The 17,213-nt window shown below is 71.2% G+C and carries 15 protein-coding genes; 8 read left to right on the forward strand and 7 right to left on the reverse strand.

All coding sequences use genetic code 11. From position 1 onward, the window contains the following. Nucleotides 1-71 precede the first annotated feature (71 nt). The 4 genes from F0L68_RS05200 (at nt 72) to F0L68_RS05215 (ending at nt 7,268) form a co-directional block, all read left to right on the forward strand. Nucleotides 72-5,048 (forward strand): NAD-glutamate dehydrogenase, encoded by a 4,977-nt coding sequence (locus F0L68_RS05200; RefSeq protein ID WP_149848275.1) that lies wholly within the window; start codon nt 72-74, stop codon nt 5,046-5,048. 173 nt (nt 5,049-5,221) lie between these two features. Next, complete coding sequence (locus F0L68_RS05205) at nt 5,222-5,653, forward strand: acyl-CoA thioesterase (protein WP_149848276.1); 432 nt, start codon at nt 5,222-5,224, stop codon at nt 5,651-5,653. Nucleotides 5,654-5,785: 132 nt separating this feature from the next. Continuing rightward, nucleotides 5,786-6,421 carry a DUF8010 domain-containing protein gene (locus F0L68_RS05210; RefSeq protein ID WP_149848277.1) on the forward strand — a complete coding sequence of 212 codons (636 nt, stop codon included), beginning with the start codon at nt 5,786-5,788 and terminating at the stop codon, nt 6,419-6,421. Nucleotides 6,422-6,464: 43 nt separating this feature from the next. Beyond that, a complete protein-coding gene (locus tag F0L68_RS05215; RefSeq protein WP_149848278.1) occupies nt 6,465-7,268 on the forward strand; it encodes a hypothetical protein in 804 nt (267 codons plus the stop codon). Nucleotides 7,269-7,279: 11 nt separating this feature from the next. Here F0L68_RS05215 and F0L68_RS05220 read toward each other — a convergent pair whose 3' ends face one another. From F0L68_RS05220 to F0L68_RS05235, 4 genes are all read right to left on the reverse strand, one after another. Further along, nucleotides 7,280-8,875: a glycoside hydrolase family 13 protein gene (locus F0L68_RS05220; RefSeq protein ID WP_149848279.1), complete on the reverse strand. Its 1,596-nt coding sequence runs from the start codon at nt 8,873-8,875 to the stop codon at nt 7,280-7,282. 79 nt (nt 8,876-8,954) lie between these two features. Further along, entirely contained in the window at nt 8,955-9,338 is a 384-nt protein-coding gene (locus F0L68_RS05225; RefSeq protein WP_149848280.1) for a globin, read from the reverse strand. An 80-nt stretch (nt 9,339-9,418) separates the two neighbouring features. Then, the gene (locus F0L68_RS05230; RefSeq protein WP_149848281.1) at nt 9,419-10,360 is read right to left on the reverse strand and encodes a mechanosensitive ion channel family protein; all 942 of its coding nucleotides are present in this window, start codon (nt 10,358-10,360) and stop codon (nt 9,419-9,421) included. Continuing rightward, nucleotides 10,357-12,489 carry a prolyl oligopeptidase family serine peptidase gene (locus F0L68_RS05235; RefSeq protein WP_438672247.1) on the reverse strand — a complete coding sequence of 711 codons (2,133 nt, stop codon included), beginning with the start codon at nt 12,487-12,489 and terminating at the stop codon, nt 10,357-10,359. Before F0L68_RS05235 ends, F0L68_RS05230 begins: the two co-directional genes overlap by 4 nt. Before the next feature lie 311 nt (nt 12,490-12,800). On the opposite strand from F0L68_RS05235, the gene F0L68_RS05240 reads away from it, so the two are divergent. Next, entirely contained in the window at nt 12,801-13,322 is a 522-nt protein-coding gene (locus tag F0L68_RS05240) for an HNH endonuclease (RefSeq protein WP_149848321.1), read from the forward strand. Between the two features lie 44 nt (nt 13,323-13,366). Here F0L68_RS05240 and F0L68_RS05245 read toward each other — a convergent pair whose 3' ends face one another. Next, a complete protein-coding gene (locus tag F0L68_RS05245) occupies nt 13,367-13,927 on the reverse strand; it encodes a DUF2345 domain-containing protein (RefSeq protein ID WP_149848282.1) in 561 nt (186 codons plus the stop codon). A gap of 293 nt (nt 13,928-14,220) precedes the next feature. On the opposite strand from F0L68_RS05245, the gene F0L68_RS05250 reads away from it, so the two are divergent. The 3 genes from F0L68_RS05250 (at nt 14,221) to F0L68_RS05260 (ending at nt 16,601) form a co-directional block, all read left to right on the forward strand. Then, entirely contained in the window at nt 14,221-15,600 is a 1,380-nt protein-coding gene (locus F0L68_RS05250) for an MFS transporter (protein ID WP_149848283.1), read from the forward strand. A gap of 232 nt (nt 15,601-15,832) precedes the next feature. Next, a complete protein-coding gene (gene ctaJ / locus F0L68_RS05255; protein WP_149848284.1) occupies nt 15,833-16,102 on the forward strand; it encodes an aa3-type cytochrome oxidase subunit CtaJ in 270 nt (89 codons plus the stop codon). Beyond that, nucleotides 16,089-16,601 (forward strand): DUF5130 family protein, encoded by a 513-nt coding sequence (locus F0L68_RS05260; protein ID WP_438672248.1) that lies wholly within the window; start codon nt 16,089-16,091, stop codon nt 16,599-16,601. Before ctaJ ends, F0L68_RS05260 begins: the two co-directional genes overlap by 14 nt. Before the next feature lie 74 nt (nt 16,602-16,675). Here the strand turns inward: F0L68_RS05260 and F0L68_RS05265 are convergent, their stop codons facing one another. Together F0L68_RS05265 and F0L68_RS05270 are read right to left on the reverse strand one after the other, a co-directional pair. Beyond that, nucleotides 16,676-16,990, reverse strand: a complete 315-nt coding sequence (locus tag F0L68_RS05265) for a type II toxin-antitoxin system PemK/MazF family toxin (protein WP_149848287.1) — start codon at nt 16,988-16,990, stop codon at nt 16,676-16,678. After that, the gene (locus F0L68_RS05270; RefSeq protein ID WP_149848288.1) at nt 16,980-17,210 is read right to left on the reverse strand and encodes a hypothetical protein; all 231 of its coding nucleotides are present in this window, start codon (nt 17,208-17,210) and stop codon (nt 16,980-16,982) included. Before F0L68_RS05270 ends, F0L68_RS05265 begins: the two co-directional genes overlap by 11 nt. Between the last annotated feature and the right edge of the window lie 3 nt (nt 17,211-17,213).

A 17,213-nucleotide genomic window follows, 5' to 3' on the forward strand; every position in this document is an offset into this window, starting at 1 on the left:
TTTCTCTGCCAACTAGGGTGGGACGCGGACCCGGCACACAGAGGTGCCGGATAGCGTGGAGTCGCCTGAAAATGATCTCGACTGGAGTCCCGTCCCGTTCCGCCAACGCCGCGAATGACACCGATCCCGGTAGCGGCCGAACGGCCAGTCCGGAGCAGGTCCGCGACGAGTTGATCGACAGGGCCATCGCCAACGCACCCGAGCTCGCCGACCTGATCCGGCTGTACTACCGGTACGTGCCGCCGGAGGAGGTCATCGACGACGACCCGGTGGATCTCGCCGGCGCGGTGCGGTCGAACTACCGGCTGGCCGAGAACCGCGTGCCCGGCCGCCCGGTCGTGCGGGTGCTCAACCCGACCCGCACCCACGACGGCTGGACCTGCCCGGTCACCGTCGTGCAGGTCGTCACCGACGACATGCCCTACCTCGTCGACTCGGTGGCCTCCGAGCTCACCAGGGGCGGCGTGCAGGTGCAGCGGGTTGTCCACCCGATCGTGGTGGTTCGCCGCGACGTCGCCGGCAACCTGCGCGAGGTGCTCCCCGGCGCCGACCCCTCCGACCCTCCCCAGGACACCCTCGTGGAGTCCTGGATGATCATCGAGGTCGACCTCCTCACCGACCCCGACCGGGCCCGCGAGCTGGAGAACCGGCTGCTCACGGTCCTCAACGACGTCCGCGAGGTCGTCGAGGACACCGAGAAGATGGTCGGCACGGCCACCGCGCTCGCCGACGCGCTGGAGGCCACGCCTCCCGCCCTGCCGGCCGACGAGACCACCGAGGGCGCGAAGCTGCTGCGCTGGCTCGCGGGCGGCCACTTCACCTTCCTCGGCTACCGGCGCTACGAGGTCGTCAGGGACGACCCGTCCACCGGCGGCGAAGCCGCGCTGCGCGCCGTGCTCGCCTCGGGCCTCGGCGTGCTGCGCCAGGACAGCCTGGCCGCCCGCAGCCTCACTGCGGGACCGGACGCCGGCGCGCAGGCGTTCGCCCCCGAGCTGCTGGTGCTGACCCAGGCCAGCGCCCAGTCGACCGTGCACCGGTCGATCTACCCGTACTACGTCGGCGTGAAGACCTTCGACGCCGACGGCCAGGTCACCGGCGAGCACCGCTTCCTCGGCGTGTTCAGCACCAGTGCGCTGCACGAGGACGTGCTGGACATCCCGGTGATCGAGCGCCGGGTGCGCGAGGTGATCCACCGCGCCGGCTTCCCGCTCCAGTCCTACTCGGGCCAGCGGATGCTGGAAGTGATCCAGAACTACCCGCGCACCGAGCTGTTCTCCACCGACACCGACTCGCTGTACGCGACCACCACGGGCGTGCTGGCGCTGGCCGAGCGCCGCAGGCTGCGGCTGTTCCTGCGCCGCGACCCGTACGGCCGCTTCTTCTCGTGCCTGGTCTACGTGCCGCGCGACCGCTACACCACGACCTCGCGGCTGGCCATGCAGGAGGTGCTGCTCGCCGAGCTGGGCGGCACCACGCTGGAGTACAGCACCAGGGTCGGCGAGTCGGCGTTGGCCCGCGTGCACTTCACCGTGCACACCGACCCCGGCCGCCAGGTCGAGCCGGACACCGCGCGCATCCAGCAGCTGCTCACCGAGGCCGTGCGCAGCTGGGACGACCTGATGGTGGACGCTCTGCTGTCCGAGAACGGCGCGGACGGCGGCGAGGGGATCGTGCTCGGCGCGGAGTCCGCCACCGAGCTGGGCCAGCGCATCGCGGCCTCGTTCCCCGAGGCGTACAAGGAGGACTTCTCCGCCGACGAGGGCCTGCGGGACTTCCGCAGGATCGAGGCGCTGTCCGAGGGCGACCTGGACATGTCCTTCTACCTGCCGGACAACGCCGAGCCAGGGGAGCGGCGCTTCAAGCTCTACCTCGCGGGCGAGCGGATCACGCTGTCCCAGGTGCTGCCGGTGCTCCAGCGGATGGGCGTCGTCGTGGTCGACGAGCGGCCGTACGAGGTGGACCGCGAGGACGGCGTCACCTGCTGGATCTACGACTTCGGCCTGCGCATCGAGCAGCCGGCGCTGGACAAGCTCGCCGGCGCCGACCTGGACACGGGCCGGGTGCGGTTCCAGGAGGCCTTCGCGGCGGCCTGGCGCGGCGAGGCCGAGGTCGACCGGTTCAACTCGCTGATCCTGCTTGCCGGCCTGGACTGGCGGCAGGCGGCCGTGCTGCGCGCGTACGCCAAGTACCTGCGCCAGGCCGGCACGCCCTACAGCCAGGACTACATCGAGGACGCCGTCCTCGGCCACACCGACGTGGCCACCGCCCTGGTGCGGCTGTTCGAGGCGCGCTTCGACCCCTCGGTCGACGAGAGCGCCCGCAGCGGCCGCACCGACCTGCTGATCGGCGAGATCGGCCAGCTGATCGACGACGTCACCAGCCTGGACGCCGACCGCATCCTGCGCAGCCTGCTCACGCTCATCCAGGCGACGCTGCGGACCAGCTACTTCGTCCGGGACGCCGACGGCGCGCTGCGGTCCTACCTCGCCGTGAAGCTGGACCCGCGCGCGCTGCCCGACCTGCCGGAACCCCGCCCGAGGTTCGAGATCTTCGTGTACTCGCCGAGGGTCGAGGGCGTGCACCTGCGGTTCGGGTCGGTGGCCAGGGGCGGGCTGCGCTGGTCGGACCGGCGCGAGGACTTCCGCACCGAGATCCTCGGCCTGGTCAAGGCGCAGGCCGTGAAGAACGCGGTGATCGTGCCGGTCGGCGCGAAGGGCGGCTTCGTCGTCAAGCGCCCGCCAGTGCCGACGGGCGACCCCGGCATCGACCGGGAGGCCAGCCTCGCCGAGGGCATCGCCTGCTACCGCATGTTCATCTCGGCGCTGCTCGACCTCACCGACAACCTCGACGCGGGCCAGGTCGTGCCGGCCCCGCAGGTGGTGCGCTACGACGGCGACGACACCTACCTGGTGGTCGCCGCCGACAAGGGCACCGCGACGTTCTCCGACATCGCCAACGAGGTCGCCACCAGCTACGGCTTCTGGCTCGGCGACGCGTTCGCCTCGGGCGGCTCGGTCGGCTACGACCACAAGCAGATGGGCATCACCGCCAAGGGCGCCTGGGAGAGCGTGAAGCGGCACTTCCGCGAGCTGGGCGTGGACACCCAGACCGAGGAGTTCACCGTCGTCGGCGTCGGCGACATGTCGGGCGACGTGTTCGGCAACGGGATGCTGCTGTCCGAGCACATCCGTCTGGTCGCCGCCTTCGACCACCGGCACATCTTCGTCGACCCGAACCCGGTCGCCGCGCCGTCCTTCGCCGAGCGCACGCGGCTGTTCGAGCTGCCCCGCTCGTCCTGGGACGACTACGACCGCGGGCTGATCAGCGAGGGCGGCGGAATCTGGCCCCGCACGGCCAAGTTCATCCCGCTGACCCCGCAGGTCAAGGCGGCGCTCGGCATCGACGAGGGCATCAAGCGCCTCCCGCCTGCCGAGCTGATGAAGGCGATCCTGCTCGCCCCGGTCGACCTGCTGTGGAACGGCGGCATCGGCACCTACGTGAAGGCGGCCGCCGAGACGCACGCCGAGGTCGGCGACAAGACCAACGACGCGCTCAGGGTGAACGGCGCCGACCTGCGCGTGAAGGTCGTCGGCGAGGGCGGCAACCTCGGCCTGACCCAGCGCGGCCGGATCGAGTTCGCCCGCGCCGACGGCAAGGTCAACACCGACGCGCTGGACAACTCGGCCGGCGTGGACTGCTCCGACCACGAGGTCAACATCAAGATCCTGCTCGACCACCTGGTCACCGAGGGCAAGCTCGACCGCGAGCAGCGCAACGAGGTCCTGGTCCAGATGACCGACGAGGTCGGTCGGCTGGTGCTCGACGACAACTACGAGCAGAACGCGGTGCTCGGCGTCAGCAGGGCGCACGCCGCGCCGATGCTGTCCGTGCACGCCAGGCTCGTCGCCGACCTCGAATCGCGCAGGGGCCTGGACCGCCACCTCGAGGCGCTGCCCAGCGCGGCCGAGTTCCGGGCGCTGGACAAGGCGGGCGACGGCCTGACCTCGCCGGAGCTGGCGACGCTGCTCGCGCACGTCAAGCTGGCGCTGAAGGAGGAGGTGCTGGCCACCGACCTGCCCGACGTTGAGACGTTCGCGCGGCGGCTGTCCGAGTACTTCCCGAGCGAGCTGCGCGAGCGGTTCGCCGACGCGATCCCCGCGCACCCGCTGCGCAAGCAGATCACCACCACGCTGCTGGTCAACGAGATGGTCGACGGCGGTGGCATCTCCTACGCCTACCGGCTCGCCGAGGAGATGAACGCGACCGCGACCGACGCGGTGCGGGCCTTCTCCGTCGCCACCACGGTGTTCGACCTGCCCGCGTTGTGGCGGGAGATCCAGGCCCTGGACAACGTCGTGTCGACCGAGGTCGCCGACGAGCTGGTGCTGGAGACCCGTCGGCTGCTCGACCGCGCCAGCAGGTGGCTACTGGCCAACCGCCCGCAGCCGCTGCCGGTCGGCGCGGAGATCAGCAGGTTCTCCCCGGTCGTCAGGAAGATCGCGCCGCAGCTGCCGGCGCTGTTGCAGGGCGTGGAGAAGGACTACGCCCTGAAGCGGGCCGAGTCGCTGATCGGGGTCGGCGTGCCGGCCCCGCTCGCCGAGCGGATCGCCGCGCTGCTGTTCACCTACTGCCTGTTCGACATCGCCGAGGTCGCCGAGCTGGCCGAGCGCGAGGGCGGCACCGGTTCCGGCGTCGAGCGCAGCCACCAGGAGACCGCCGAGCTGTACTACGCGCTGTCCGAGCACCTGGACATCGACCAGATGCTCAGCTCCGTCAGCCAGCTGGAACGCGGCAACCGGTGGCACGCGTTGGCACGGCTCGCGCTGCGCGACGACCTGTACTCGTCGCTGCGGGCGATCGCGCTGGATGTGTTGCGACACAGCGATCCCGACGACAGCGCGGCGGAGAAGATCGCCAAGTGGGAGGAGTCCAACGCCTCCCGGCTCGGGCGGGCGAGGGCGGCACTGGCCGAGATCAACCGGGTCAACCGGCTGGACCTGGCCACGCTCTCGGTGGCGGCGCGGCAGATTCGAAGCATGGTTCGCTGAGGTTCGCTCGGTGAAACCGACGACGACGCCGGGTGGGGTGACACGGTGACACCCACCAGGGTCACTGACCCACCCGGCCTTCTGCGAAGCTGTGTCATGAAGGACGCCTAGGGGACACCCGGCGTTAGGACGGCGTCCTTCCTGACACGACGTCTAGCTAGGAGGCGCCTGCCTTGGGTGTGTTCGTCGCCGAAGTGCGTCCGCGCTGGTCGGACATGGACGTGTTCGGTCACGTCAACCACGCGCAGACGGTGACGTTGCTGGAGGAGGCGCGGGTGGCGCTGCTGTTCAGCGAGGCCGCGCGGCACGGCGTGACCGACCTGGCCAAGGGCGTGGTGGTGGTCAAGCTGACGGTGGACTTCCGGGCCCCGCTGCTGCACACCGGCGAGGACGTGCGGGTCGAGCTGTCGGTGCAGGAGCTGCGCTACGCCTCGTTCACACTGGCGCACACGATCCGCGCGGGCAAGCGCGCGGACAGCCCGGTGGCGGTGCAGGCCGAGGTGCTGCTCGCCGCGTACGGCATCGCCAGCTCTTCGCCGCGTCGGCTGACCGACGCGGAACGCGACTTCCTCGCCGGTTGGCGAGCCGGAGGCACCGGTGCCTGAACGTTTCGTGGCTGTTCATGATGTGGTGACTGTTTCGCTGTGTGACAGCGCCGGAGGTACCGGTGCCTGAACGTTTCGTGGCTGTTCATGATGTGGTGACTGTTTGGCTGTGTGACAGCGCCGGAGGTACTGGTGCCTGAACTGTTCCTTCCAGACCCCGGTGAGCGGGACGACCTCGGCGCGTTCGTCGCGAGGGCGGTCCGGCTGGACACCCAGACCGTGGTGCGGCTGCGCAACCGGTCCGAGGACCGGGTGGACGCGTGGGTCGCGACCCCGTTCGACGCCCTGGCCACCCGCACGGTGGCGGGCCAGGTCGCGCCGGCCGACGTGACGGTGCCCGGCAACGAGCTGCTGGCCGGGCTGGCCGTGGTCGGCGGCGAGCGGATCGACCCTGGCCCGGCCCGCGACCTGATGTGGCGCTCGGCGCTGCCGCCGACGAACGGCTGGCTGGCCGTCGACCAGCTGCCGGTGACGGTCGTGTCCGAGCTGGCCGACCGGGGTGTCGAGCTGGCCAAGGAGAACGCGGGACCGCACGGCACGCCGCCCGCGTCGCTGCTGGACCAGACGGTGGTGACCGTGCACGGCAGCGGGCTGGACGTGAAGGTGCCGCTGCGGTGCCTGTTCGCCCTGTCCGGCATGGGTTTCCTCGGTTCGACACAGGACGAGGAGGTGGTCAGGGTGACGGCGACGGACTCCTGGCTGCGGATCGACGCCCGCTACGGCGCGGTGGTGCGCAGGCGCCACTCCATGCTTCCGCTGCTGGTCTGACCGCGCGGTGGGTCCGTCACGGGTTCCTCGGGGCAGCCGACTGGTGTGCGCGCTGGCGGGGTTCGTGGTGACGATGTCCATCTCCCTCGGCGCGGCCGGGTGCGGGGTCGACAGCCCGCCGACGGAGACCGACCGCCCGCCGGAGGCCGTGGTGCTCATCGCGCTCGACGGCGGGTCGCTGACCACGTGGAGCCAGGTGCCCGGGTGCGGTTCGCACGAGCTGAAGGTGACCGAGACGGCCACCAGCGTGCGGCTGATCGAGCACACCGTGGTGTCGAAGCCGGCAGGCGCCGGGCTGTGCACCGCGGCGCACGACGATCTGCTGCGGGTCAGCCTGCGGTCGCCGCTCGGCGGTCGCACGCTGATCGGCCCCGACGGCCAGGTGCTGCCGTCCTTCGACGAGCACCGGCTCGCGCGGGCCGGCCACCTGCCCGCCGGCTACACGCTGTGGGCGGCCGACCTGCCGCTGCTGGTGCGGGACGGACCCGCGCTTCGGCCGGGCGCGCGGGCCTGGACGCGCCAGTACGGCGCCGGGCCAGCGCCGGCCTGGATGAATACGGCTATCTCTCGGTCGGCTCCGCTGACGATCACCCAGGTGCTCGGCCAGACGGCGGCCGTGCCCGACTCCTGGCCGACGCTCGGGCGTGACACGGTTGGCGACCACCCTGCCGAGGTCAGGGGCGCCCCCGCCGGTCTCGCGGTCACCTGGCAGGCCGACGGCTACACGTTCGCGGTGATCAGCCAGCCGTTCGTGGATCAGGACGAACCGGTCATCGAGGACACGCCGCCGAGGACGACCACCCTGCCGCTGGCCGAGCTGCTCGCCGTCGCCACCGCCCTCAGCTGACGCGGCACCGGTCAGAGCAGCCAGACCGCGGTGTCCGGCGGCAGGTGCTCGCCCTCGACCGGCCCGCTGGACAGCAGCACCTCGCCCGGCGGCAGCGGCACCGGGCCGCCTGAGGTGTTCAGCGCGCAGATCAGCCCACCGCCCTTGCGGCGGAACGCGAAGCAGCCGGGCGGGGCGCCGTACCACTCCAGCTCGTCGCCGGCGAAGCCCGTTGACGTCTTGCGGATCTCCAGCGCCTGCCGGTACAGCGACAGCATCGACGCCGGGTCCTCCAGCTGCGACTCGACGGTCAGCCCGGACCACTCGTGCGGCATCGGCAGCCAGCTGTCGTGGCCGCTGGTGAACCCGAACGGCGGCGCGAACCCCTCCCAGGGAATCGGCACCCGGCAGCCGTCCCTGCCGCGCTCGATGCGGCCGGACCGCTCCCAGACCGGGTCCTGGAGCGCCCAGTCGGGCAGTTCCACGTTCGGCAGCCCGAGTTCCTCGCCGTTGTACAGGTAGATGACCCCGGGCAGCGCCAGCTCGACCAGCGCCATCGCCCTTGCGCGCTTCGCACCGAGCGAGCCGCCGCCGTACCTGGTGACGTGCCGGACCACGTCGTGATTGGACAGCGTCCAGGTCGCCGGCGCGCCGACCGCGGCGACGGAGGCGAGCGAGTGCTCGATCGCGCCGCGCACCGCGTCCGCGTCGAACTCCGCGTCGACCAGCCGGAAGTTGAACGCGAGGTGCAGCTCGTCCTGGCGGACGTAGCGGGCGAACCGCTCGTCGTCCTGCACCCAGACCTCGCCGATCGCCATCCGGTCCTGGTACTCGTCGAGCACCTTGCGGATCATGCGGTGGATCTCGTGCACACCGTCGTCGTCGAACCTCGGGTCGAGCTGGTTGTCGTGCAGCACACCGGAACCGTGGGTGGCGCGCGAGTCCATGTTGGGCAGGTCGTACGGTTTGGCCATGCCGTGCGCCACGTCGATCCGGAACCCGTCGACGCCCCGGTCCAGCCAGAACCGGAGCGTGCGGGCCAGGTCGCCTGCGACCTCGGGGTTGTCCCAGTTCAGGTCGGGCTGCTCGGTCGCGAACAGGTGCAGGTACCACTGCCCGTCCGCGACGCGGGTCCACGCCGGGCCGCCGAAGATGCTCGTCCAGTTGTTCGGCGGCTGCGAGCCGTCGTAGCCGGTGCCGTCGCGGAACAGGTACCTGGCGCGCTCGTGGCTGCCGGGGCCGGCCCGCAGCGCGGCCTGGAACCATTCGTGCTCGCTGCTGGTGTGGTTGGGCACCAGGTCGACGGTGACCCGCATGTTGTGCGCGTGCGCGTCCTCGATCAGCCGGTCGAACGTGGCCAGATCGCCGAACAGCGGGTCGACGTCCCTCGGGTCGGCCACGTCGTAGCCGTGGTCGGCCATGGGGGAGCGGTAGAAGGGCGTCAGCCAGAGCGCGTCGACGCCGAGCAGCTCGAGATAGCCCAGCCTGCTGCGGATGCCCTCGAGGTCCCCGACACCGTCACTGCCGGCGTCGGCGAACGATCTGACGTAGACCTGGTAGAAGACCGCGTCCCGCCACCAGGCAGCTTGGTCGGCGATCTCTCGTTGGATGTCGGCGGATCGTCGCACGAGGAGTCATCCTGCCATCCAAGGGGGCTGAATTGTCCCCGTCCGGGTGATCGAGATCTGTGCCACTCGGCTGTCGGCGTCAGACCCAGGCGTTCATCATGCTGTTCGCGGCCATTTCCAGGTACTGCCAGAGCTGCGCGCGCAGGGGCTCCGACAGGTTCTCCTCGTCGACCGCGATGCGCATGCAGCGCAGCCACGCGTCCCGCTCGAGCGGCCCGATCTTGAACGGCGCGTGCCGCATCCGGAGCCTCGGGTGCCCGCGCCGGTCGGAGTAGGTGTGCGAGCCGCCCCAGTACTGGATCAGGAACAGCCGCAGCCGCTCCTCGGCCGGCCCGAGGTCCTCCTCGGGGTACATCGGCCGAAGCAGCTCGTCCTTCGCCACCTCGGCGTAGAACCGGGCGACGATGCGATGGAAGGTCTCGTCCCCGCCAACTGCCTGGTGAAAGTTCTCCGGCGTGCCCACCTGTCCATCCTGACTCACGCGGGCGCGCCACGAGCACGCAGGGCAGGTTTGCGCCGCGCGCCGACATCGGCAATGCAGCTCTAGGCGCGCCCGTTCTGGCGTCCGAACGGCGGCTCGACCCCGGCCTCGTCCAGCGCCGCCATGATCTTGCCCCGCAGTGCGCGCTGCACCGCCCACTGGCGGCCCGGCCGCACCTTCACGGTCAGCCGCAGCGTGATCGTCTCCGGGGTGACCTTCTCGACGCCGAGCACCTCGGGGTCCCCGATCACGTCGGCGGACAGCGGTTCCTGCGCGACGGCCGCGGTGGCCACCGTGCCGATGACCTCGGACGCGTGCTCGACGTTCGCGCTGTAGCCGAGCGGCAGGTCCACGACGGCGACCGCGTAGCCCTGGCTGGAGTTGCCGACCCGTTGCACGGTGCCGTTGCGCACGTACCAGACCGTGCCGTTGCCGTCCCGCAGCGTGGTGACCCGCAGCCCGACCGCCTCGACGGTCCCGCTGGCCGAGCCGACGTCGACGACGTCCCCGACGCCGTACTGGTCCTCCAGCATCATGAACATGCCGGACAGGAAGTCCTTGACGAGGTTCTGCGCGCCGAACCCGAGCGCGACGCCGGCGACACCGGCCGAGGCGAGGATCGGCGCGAGGTCGATGCCGAGCTGCCCGAGCACGAGGATGAACGCCAGCCCGAACACCGCGAACGTGGTGATCGACTTCAGCACCGACCCGATGGTCTTGGCGCGCTGCTCGCGGCGTTCGGAGACCAGTTGCCCGAGCGCCTGCGGTGCGCGCTCGCGTAACGGGCGAAGGAGCGTCGGCGTCCGGTCGTTGCTGGCGCCCTTGGTCAGCCGGTCGATGGTGCGCCTGGCGACCATGCGCACCAGGAACGCCACGACGACGATCAACAGGATGCGGCCGGACCCGACGGCCAGCTTGGGGCCGTAGTCGGCCAGCCACGCCGCCGCGACGCTCGGGTCCTTGGTCAGGTCGTCGAGGTTGGGCGCGAGCAGCGGGAAGGTCATGTCCGGTCCTCAAGGCCGAGCCCGGTGGCGTCGGCCAGGAAGCTCAGCTGGTCGACGGCGAGCGAGACGGTGCGGCTGACCGAGCGGCCGGCGTGCCCGACCTCGGTCTCCCTGCGGATCAGCACGGGGTGCTTGGTGGAGTCGCTCGCGGTCGCGTGCTGGAGCGCCGCGCACATCTTGCGGGCGTGGTTGGGGTCGACCCTGCTGTCCGACTCGAACACGGTGAACAGCACCGACGGGTACTCGACGCCCTGGCGCACCCGGTGGTACGGCGAGTAGGACAGCAGCCAGCGCAGCTCCTCCGGCTTGCTCGCGCTGCCGTACTCCTCAGCCCACAGCCTGCCGAGCAGGAACCTCTCGTACCGCACCATGTCCAGCAGCGGCGCGGAGCAGACGACCGCCGCGTACAGCTCGGGCCGCTGCGTCAGCGCCGCGCCGACCAGCAGGCCGCCGTTGGAGCCGCCCATGATCGCCAGCTGCTGCGGGGTGGTCCAGCCGTCGCGCACCAGCCGCTCGGCCGCGGAGTGGAAGTCGTCGAAGACGTTCTGCTTGCGTTCCCGCGTCCCGGCCTCGTGCCACTGCTCGCCCTCCTCGTCGCCGCCGCGCAGCGAGGCGACCACCCACACGCCGCCGGCCTCGACCCAGGCGAGCGTGGTGGCGCTGTAACCGGGGCGCCTGCTGACGGCGAAGCCGCCGTAGCCGGTGAGCAGCGTCGGCCTCGGCAGGTCCGGCGTCGCATGGCTGGACACCACGAACATCCGCACGGTGGTGCCGTCGGTCGAGGTGTACTCGAGCTGCTGGGTGTGCACGTCCGGCACGCTGACCGCGCCCGGCGCGGCCTCGGCCAGCTCGACGCGGCCGGTGGACAGGGTGAACCGCTGCACGCAGACCGGCGTGACGAAGTCCGTCCAGCCGAACCAGAGCACGCCGTCCTCGTCGGTGGTCAGCTTGTCCACAGTGGACATTCCGTGCACGGAACCGCTGCCGGGCAAGGCAATCTCGCCACGGTGCGCGCCGGTCGCCGGATCGTGCAGGTGCAGTTCGGACACCGCGTGCCTGGTCCTGGCCAGCACGAGCGTCGGCTCGACCCCGTCGCGTCCGCCCAGCAGCCGCACCGAGTCCAGCACGGAGTCGGGCTGCTCGGCGACCAGCTCGGTCCAGTGCTCGCGCTCCGGCCGCGTCGGATCGGTGACACACAGCCGAAAGCGCGGCGCGTCGAGGGTGGTCAGCAGGTAGAGGCGGCCGTCGGCGGCGACCCAGGCCGAGCACCGGATGCCGTCGGCGTCCGTGGTGAGCTGGCGGAACCTCGGCAGGCCGTCAACGGCGGCGGTCAGGTCGGCGATCCACACCGAGTCGCGGCGGACCGTGCCAGGCGAGCCGTGCACGACCAGCCAGCGGCCGTCCTGCGAGGTCGTCAGGCCGAAGTAGTAGGTGTGGTCGAGGCCGTCGCCGTGCACGTTCAGGTCGGTGCTCGGGTCGCTGCCGACCCGGTGCCGCCACACCCTGCGGTGGAACAGTCGCTCGTCCTCCGGCAGCGCGGTCGGGTCGAGCTGGCGGACGTAGAAGAACTCCTCGCCGCCGGGCAGCCAGCCGACGGGGGAGTAGCGGCAGCGGTCGATCGGGCCTTCCACCAGCTCGCCAGTCTCGACGTCGAGCACGTGCAGCAACGAGTGCTCGTCGCCGCCGACCGAGATCTGGTAGGCGAGCAGCCTGCCCTCCAGGCTCGGCGACCAGCTGTCCAGAGTGGTCCGCCCGGACGGGTCGAGCTGACCGACGTCGAGCAGCACCCGCTCGGTGCCGTCGGCCTCGCGCAGGTACAGCACCGGGTGGTCCTCGCCGGGGCCCCTGCGGGTGAAGAACGCGCGACCGGCGCGCCAGGTCGGCGTCGACACCGATCCGGTGTGCAGGAGTTCCCGCAGCCGCCCGTCCAGGGAGTCCCGACCGGCCAGCGTGTCCAGCCACGATCTGGTCAGGGTGTCCTGGCTCGCCGACCACGCCTCGGTGCGGGGGTCGGCCGGGTCCTCCAACCAGCGGTAGGGGTCCGCCACCTGGTGGCCGTGCAGGTCCTCGACGAGATCGAGCCGTTCGGCCGCTGGGTAGGTCATCGTCGAGGCGGGAGTTCCAGTCACACCGCCGACGATAACGAGTCCTTTGAAAACCATCACCATCTACCCGGTGTTCACGCGATTTTCGATCACGCCTACGTGACACGTCACTCAGCACAGGTGCGTTTCGGGTCCAATGTGTGGTCTGCTATGGCTGCACCGGTGGAGGTGGTCGCGTGCCCGACCGACAACCGACCCCGCTCGGCGCCCCAGGAGGGCCTGCGTCGAGGATTTCACCGCGCCCGAAGGCTGCCTCGGCAGGTCACACGCCCAGTGTGGTCGTCAAGGCGGTGCAGGGCGCGGAGATCCCCGAACAGCGGGCCATCCACGGTCCAATGCCGTGGGGACGTCGGCGGGTGCTACTGCTCAACGCCACGTTCGAACCGTTGACCGCGCTGCCGCTGCGCCGCGCGGTGGTGTTGATCGTGTGCGGTAAGGCCGAGGTGGTGCACGGCGATCCGGCCGGGCTGTTACTGCACTCCTCCACCGCGACCGTCGTGGTGCCCTCGGTGATCCGACTGAGCAACTACGTGCGCGTGCCCTATCGCGGCCGCGTGCCGATGACCCGGGCCGGTCTGATGCACCGGGACCGCTACCGCTGCGCCTACTGCGGTGGCCGCGCCGAGACGATCGACCACGTGGTGCCGCGTAGCCGTGGCGGCCCGCACACCTGGCAGAACTGCGTCGCCTGCTGCGCGAAGTGCAATCACCGCAAGGCGGACAAGCTGCTGTCCGAACTGGGCTGGCGGCTGCGGGTGGTGCCCAACGCCCCGCGCGGTCCGCACTGGCGACTGCTCGCTGGCGTGACCGAGGCCGATCCGTTGTGGCTGCCGTATCTCGGGGAGCCCGCCGCCTGAGTCCACGGGCTCCCAACACGTTCCGGGACGAGTGCTCGCGGTCGTCAGGCCGCGAGTTCGAACTGCCGGCGGGTCGCGGCGGCCGTGTCTCCGGCGTGGCCCGCCGTGATCCGCACGGAGTTGGCCGCGGTAATGCGAACCGAGTCGGCGGCCGTGATGCGAACCGAGTCGGCCGCCGTGATTCGCACGGAGTCCGCCGCAGTGATGCGCACGGAGTCGGCCGCGGTGATCCGGACCGAGTCGGCCGCGGTGATCCGAACGGACTCGGCCGTGATGCGCACGGACCTGGCCGTGATCCGGACGGATTCGGCCGTGATGCGGACGGATCGTGCCGCCGCGGTGATGCGAACGGACCCCGCCGCGGTGATCCGAACGGAGTCGGCTGCCGTAATGCGAACGGAACTGGCCGCCGTGATGCGAACGGACCTGGAAGCCGTGATCCGAACGGACTTGGCTGCGGTGATCCGAACGGACCCGGCCGCCGTGATCCGGACCGAGTCGATTGCGGTGATGCGGACGGACTGTGCCAGGTCAGCGATGTCGGACGGGGTGTCCCACGAACGGGTGTCGGTGGTCGCCTGAACGGGGGTGGTCGCGGTGTACATGGCGTGTCCTCCTGTGGCCGTGCGGGAAGCAGAAGCCGAGGGGGCGGCTTCGCAAGGTCCGTACAGGTGAAAGCTAGGAGCCTCTGAAGCGAGGAACAAGACGCCAAACCGTCCGCCGTTCGCCGCCGTCCGGTCCGGGTCCGTCTGGACGCACCAGTCAGCTGCCCGCGTGATGCTCTGTGACGGTGTTCATACTTTGAGCTGACAAGTCTTACCGTTCCGTGTGAACTTGGCGAGTTCACGGGATCACGGACTGCCATTGCAGGCAGGCCGGCTGCTCGGAAGGGTGACACGTGAGCGAACGGCTGGAGGCCGAGCAGGCCGGTAGCGGCGACGGCGAGCAGGCGCAGGCCGGACGGCCGCCCTCGGGTCAGTCGCGGCCCGTTCCGGCCGAGGACGGTCGAGCCGAGATCACCGGGGCGGCGGATCGTCAACCCGGGAACGATCCTGGTCTCCCAGCCGCCGGCGAGACGGTCGAACAGGGCGTGCGGACCCCCGCGTTCCGCAGGCTCATGGGGGCGTGGACCGTCTCGCTGGTCGGCGACGGCGTGCGGATCGTCGCCCTCCCGCTCTACACCGCCATCAGCACCAGGAGCCCGCTGGCCGCCTCGGCCGTGGCCGTCGCCGCGGTGCTGCCGTGGCTGCTGATCGCGCTGCCGGCCGGTGTGTTGGTGGACCGCTGGCGGCCGCGCCGCGTGGTGGCCACCGCGCACGCCTTCCGCGCCGTCGTCACCGCCGTCCTCGCCGTCGCCGCGTTCACCGGCCACGCCGGGGTCGCGCTGCTCGCGGCGGTCGCCTTCGTGCTCGCCTCGGCCGAGACGTTCGCGGACTCCGCCGCCCAGCTGCTGCTCGTCGAGCTGGCCGGACCCGACGACCTGGAGCGCGCCAACGGCCGGTTCGTCATGGTGGAGACCGTCGGCATGGACCTCGCCGGCCCGTTGGCGGCCAGCGCGCTGTTCCTCTGGCAGCCAGCGGCCTGCTTCGCCCTGGACGCGCTCTCCTTCGTGCTCGCCGCCGTGTTCGTCGCTCGGCTGCCCGACGTCGTGCCGGAGCGCGCGCCATCGGCGGGTTCGATGCTCGCCGGCCTGCGCGCCCAGCTGGCCGAGGGCGGCGGATACCTGTTGCGCAGCAGGGGACTGCGGGTGTTGGTCGCGGCCGTGATGCTGACCGCCATCAGCGCGGCGGCCGGCAACGCGGTGCTCGCGCTGTTCGCGATCCAGACGCTCGGCGTCCCGCCGGCGGTGGTGCCCGGCCTCGTGGTGGCGATGTCGATCGGCGCGATCGCCGGCTCGCGGACCACCCCGGCGCTGGCGCCCCGGTTCGGCGCGGGGCAGACGATGGTCGGCGCGTTGGCGACCCTCGGCGTGTCCTTCGTGCTGCTCGGCGCGGTGCACCACGTGGCCGTCGCCGCGGTGGCCTGCTTCCTGGCCGGGTTCGGCTCGGCGGGCTGGAACGTGCTGTCCGCGACCAGGCGGCAGCGGCTCACCCCCAGCGCCATGATGGGGCGGGTGACCAGCGCGTACCGGGTGCTGGCGTGGGGCCTGATGCCGCTGGGCGCCGGCCTCGCCGGGCCGCTGGCGCAACTGACCTCGCTCGGCACGGTCTTCCTCGCGGCGGGCTCGGTCATCGTGCTCACCGCGTTCGTGTTCGCCCGCCCCCTCGTGCGGAGCTGAGAACGCGGAGCTGAGAACTGGCCGTGTCCCGTGGGTCTTTTCCGTCGCGAGCGGGGATCCAGGTGTCGTCTCGCAAGGCGCGCACGCGTCCCCATCCCGGTGTTGGATGGGGGCGTGGGCGCAACGCGGCGAGGCGGCGGCTGGGCCCCGCGCAGCAGGAAAGAGATCCGCGGGACACGGCCTGGGCCGCCCTGTGCCGCGTGTCGCGCGCGGATCGGCTACGGTACCGCCCGTGACCATCGTGGAGACCGTGCTTGTCTTCGCGCTGATCCCGCTGGCCATCTACGGCGTGATCACGCTTCTGACACTGTGGCCGAAGGCCACTCGCACTCCCAGGTACCGCCCCGGTCAGGAGTGGGGCTTCGAACCGGTGTGGTGGAGCGCGAACCCCGCTGGCGTCGGCTCGACCGGCGCCTCGGGACCGTACGCGCAGCAGGTTGAGGACGACGCGACCGGCGAGCCGGCGCGCACCGCTCGGGGAGGTGCCCGTGGTAGCTGGTGAAGTCGCCGCGCACGCGGACGCGACGCACGGCGTCGCCGTGCCGGCGGACGAGTCCGAGCTCGAGCTCGGCGAGGTGGTGACCAACAGCGGCCGGATCTCGGTGGCGCGGCAGTTCAAGCCCGCCGCCCCGCGCGTGCCGTTCACGCCCGTGCAGCTCGCCAACCTCGACGAGGCGCTGACGCTGGCCAGCCGGAGCACCGGCCTGGACTTCAGCGTGTACCTCGGCGACCTCGGCGAGAACAACAGGCCGACGGCAGAGCGGCTGCACGCCCTGACCGGCGAGCGCGCCCCGCACGCCGTGCTGGTGGCGGTCTCGCCCGGCCAGCGCGTCGTCGAGGTCGTGACCGGCGACGAGTCGCACCGACGGCTGTCCGATCGTGGCTGCAAGCTGGCCATCATGAGCATGGTCGCGTCGTTCCGCGAGGGCGACCTGGCCGGCGGCATCGTCGGCGGCCTGCGCATGCTCGCCGACCAGGCGGGCAACGCGCCAAGGGGCTGACCCGAGTTTCACCGGACGAGAACGAAGTGCGGGCCGTTACGCCAGTTGTGGAGGCGTGGCGGCCCGCATTTTCGTCAGCGCAGGCCCAACACGATCCGTAGGGCCGCATCCACTTCGGCCAGTTCGTGCGGTGCCAGCCGGCCGGCGAGCTCCCCGAGCCGTTGCGGATCGATCGCCGCGGTCTGCTCGACCAGCACTCTGGTGGACTGGCCGTTGATCTCGATCTCCGGTCGGAACGACGCGGCACGAGCAGAGGTCGACGTCGGTGCGACCAGCCAGGTGCTCAGCAGCAGCGCGTCGGACTGCACGATGACGGCATAGCGCGAACCCTGCTGCTCGTGGCCGCGGGCACCCTGGGGCGCCCGCAGTCGGTAGATCTCACCACGCACGCAACGGCTCCATGTCGGCTAGTACCGCGCGGACCTCGGCGATGTCGCCAGGGTCGGCGGCCAAGGCCAACGACTCCGCGCGAAGGCGGTCGTCCTCGTGAGCGTGCGCGGCGGCCAGCACCGCCTCGCGGATCGCCACCGAGACGCTGCGGCCATCGGCGGTGAGTTCGGCGAGCGCGCGTTCGGTCTCGTCGTCAGGCCGGAATGTAATCGTGCCCATACG

The sequence above is a fragment of the Solihabitans fulvus genome, assembly GCF_008386585.1.
Taxonomy (GTDB): Bacteria; Actinomycetota; Actinomycetes; order Mycobacteriales; family Pseudonocardiaceae; genus Solihabitans; species Solihabitans fulvus.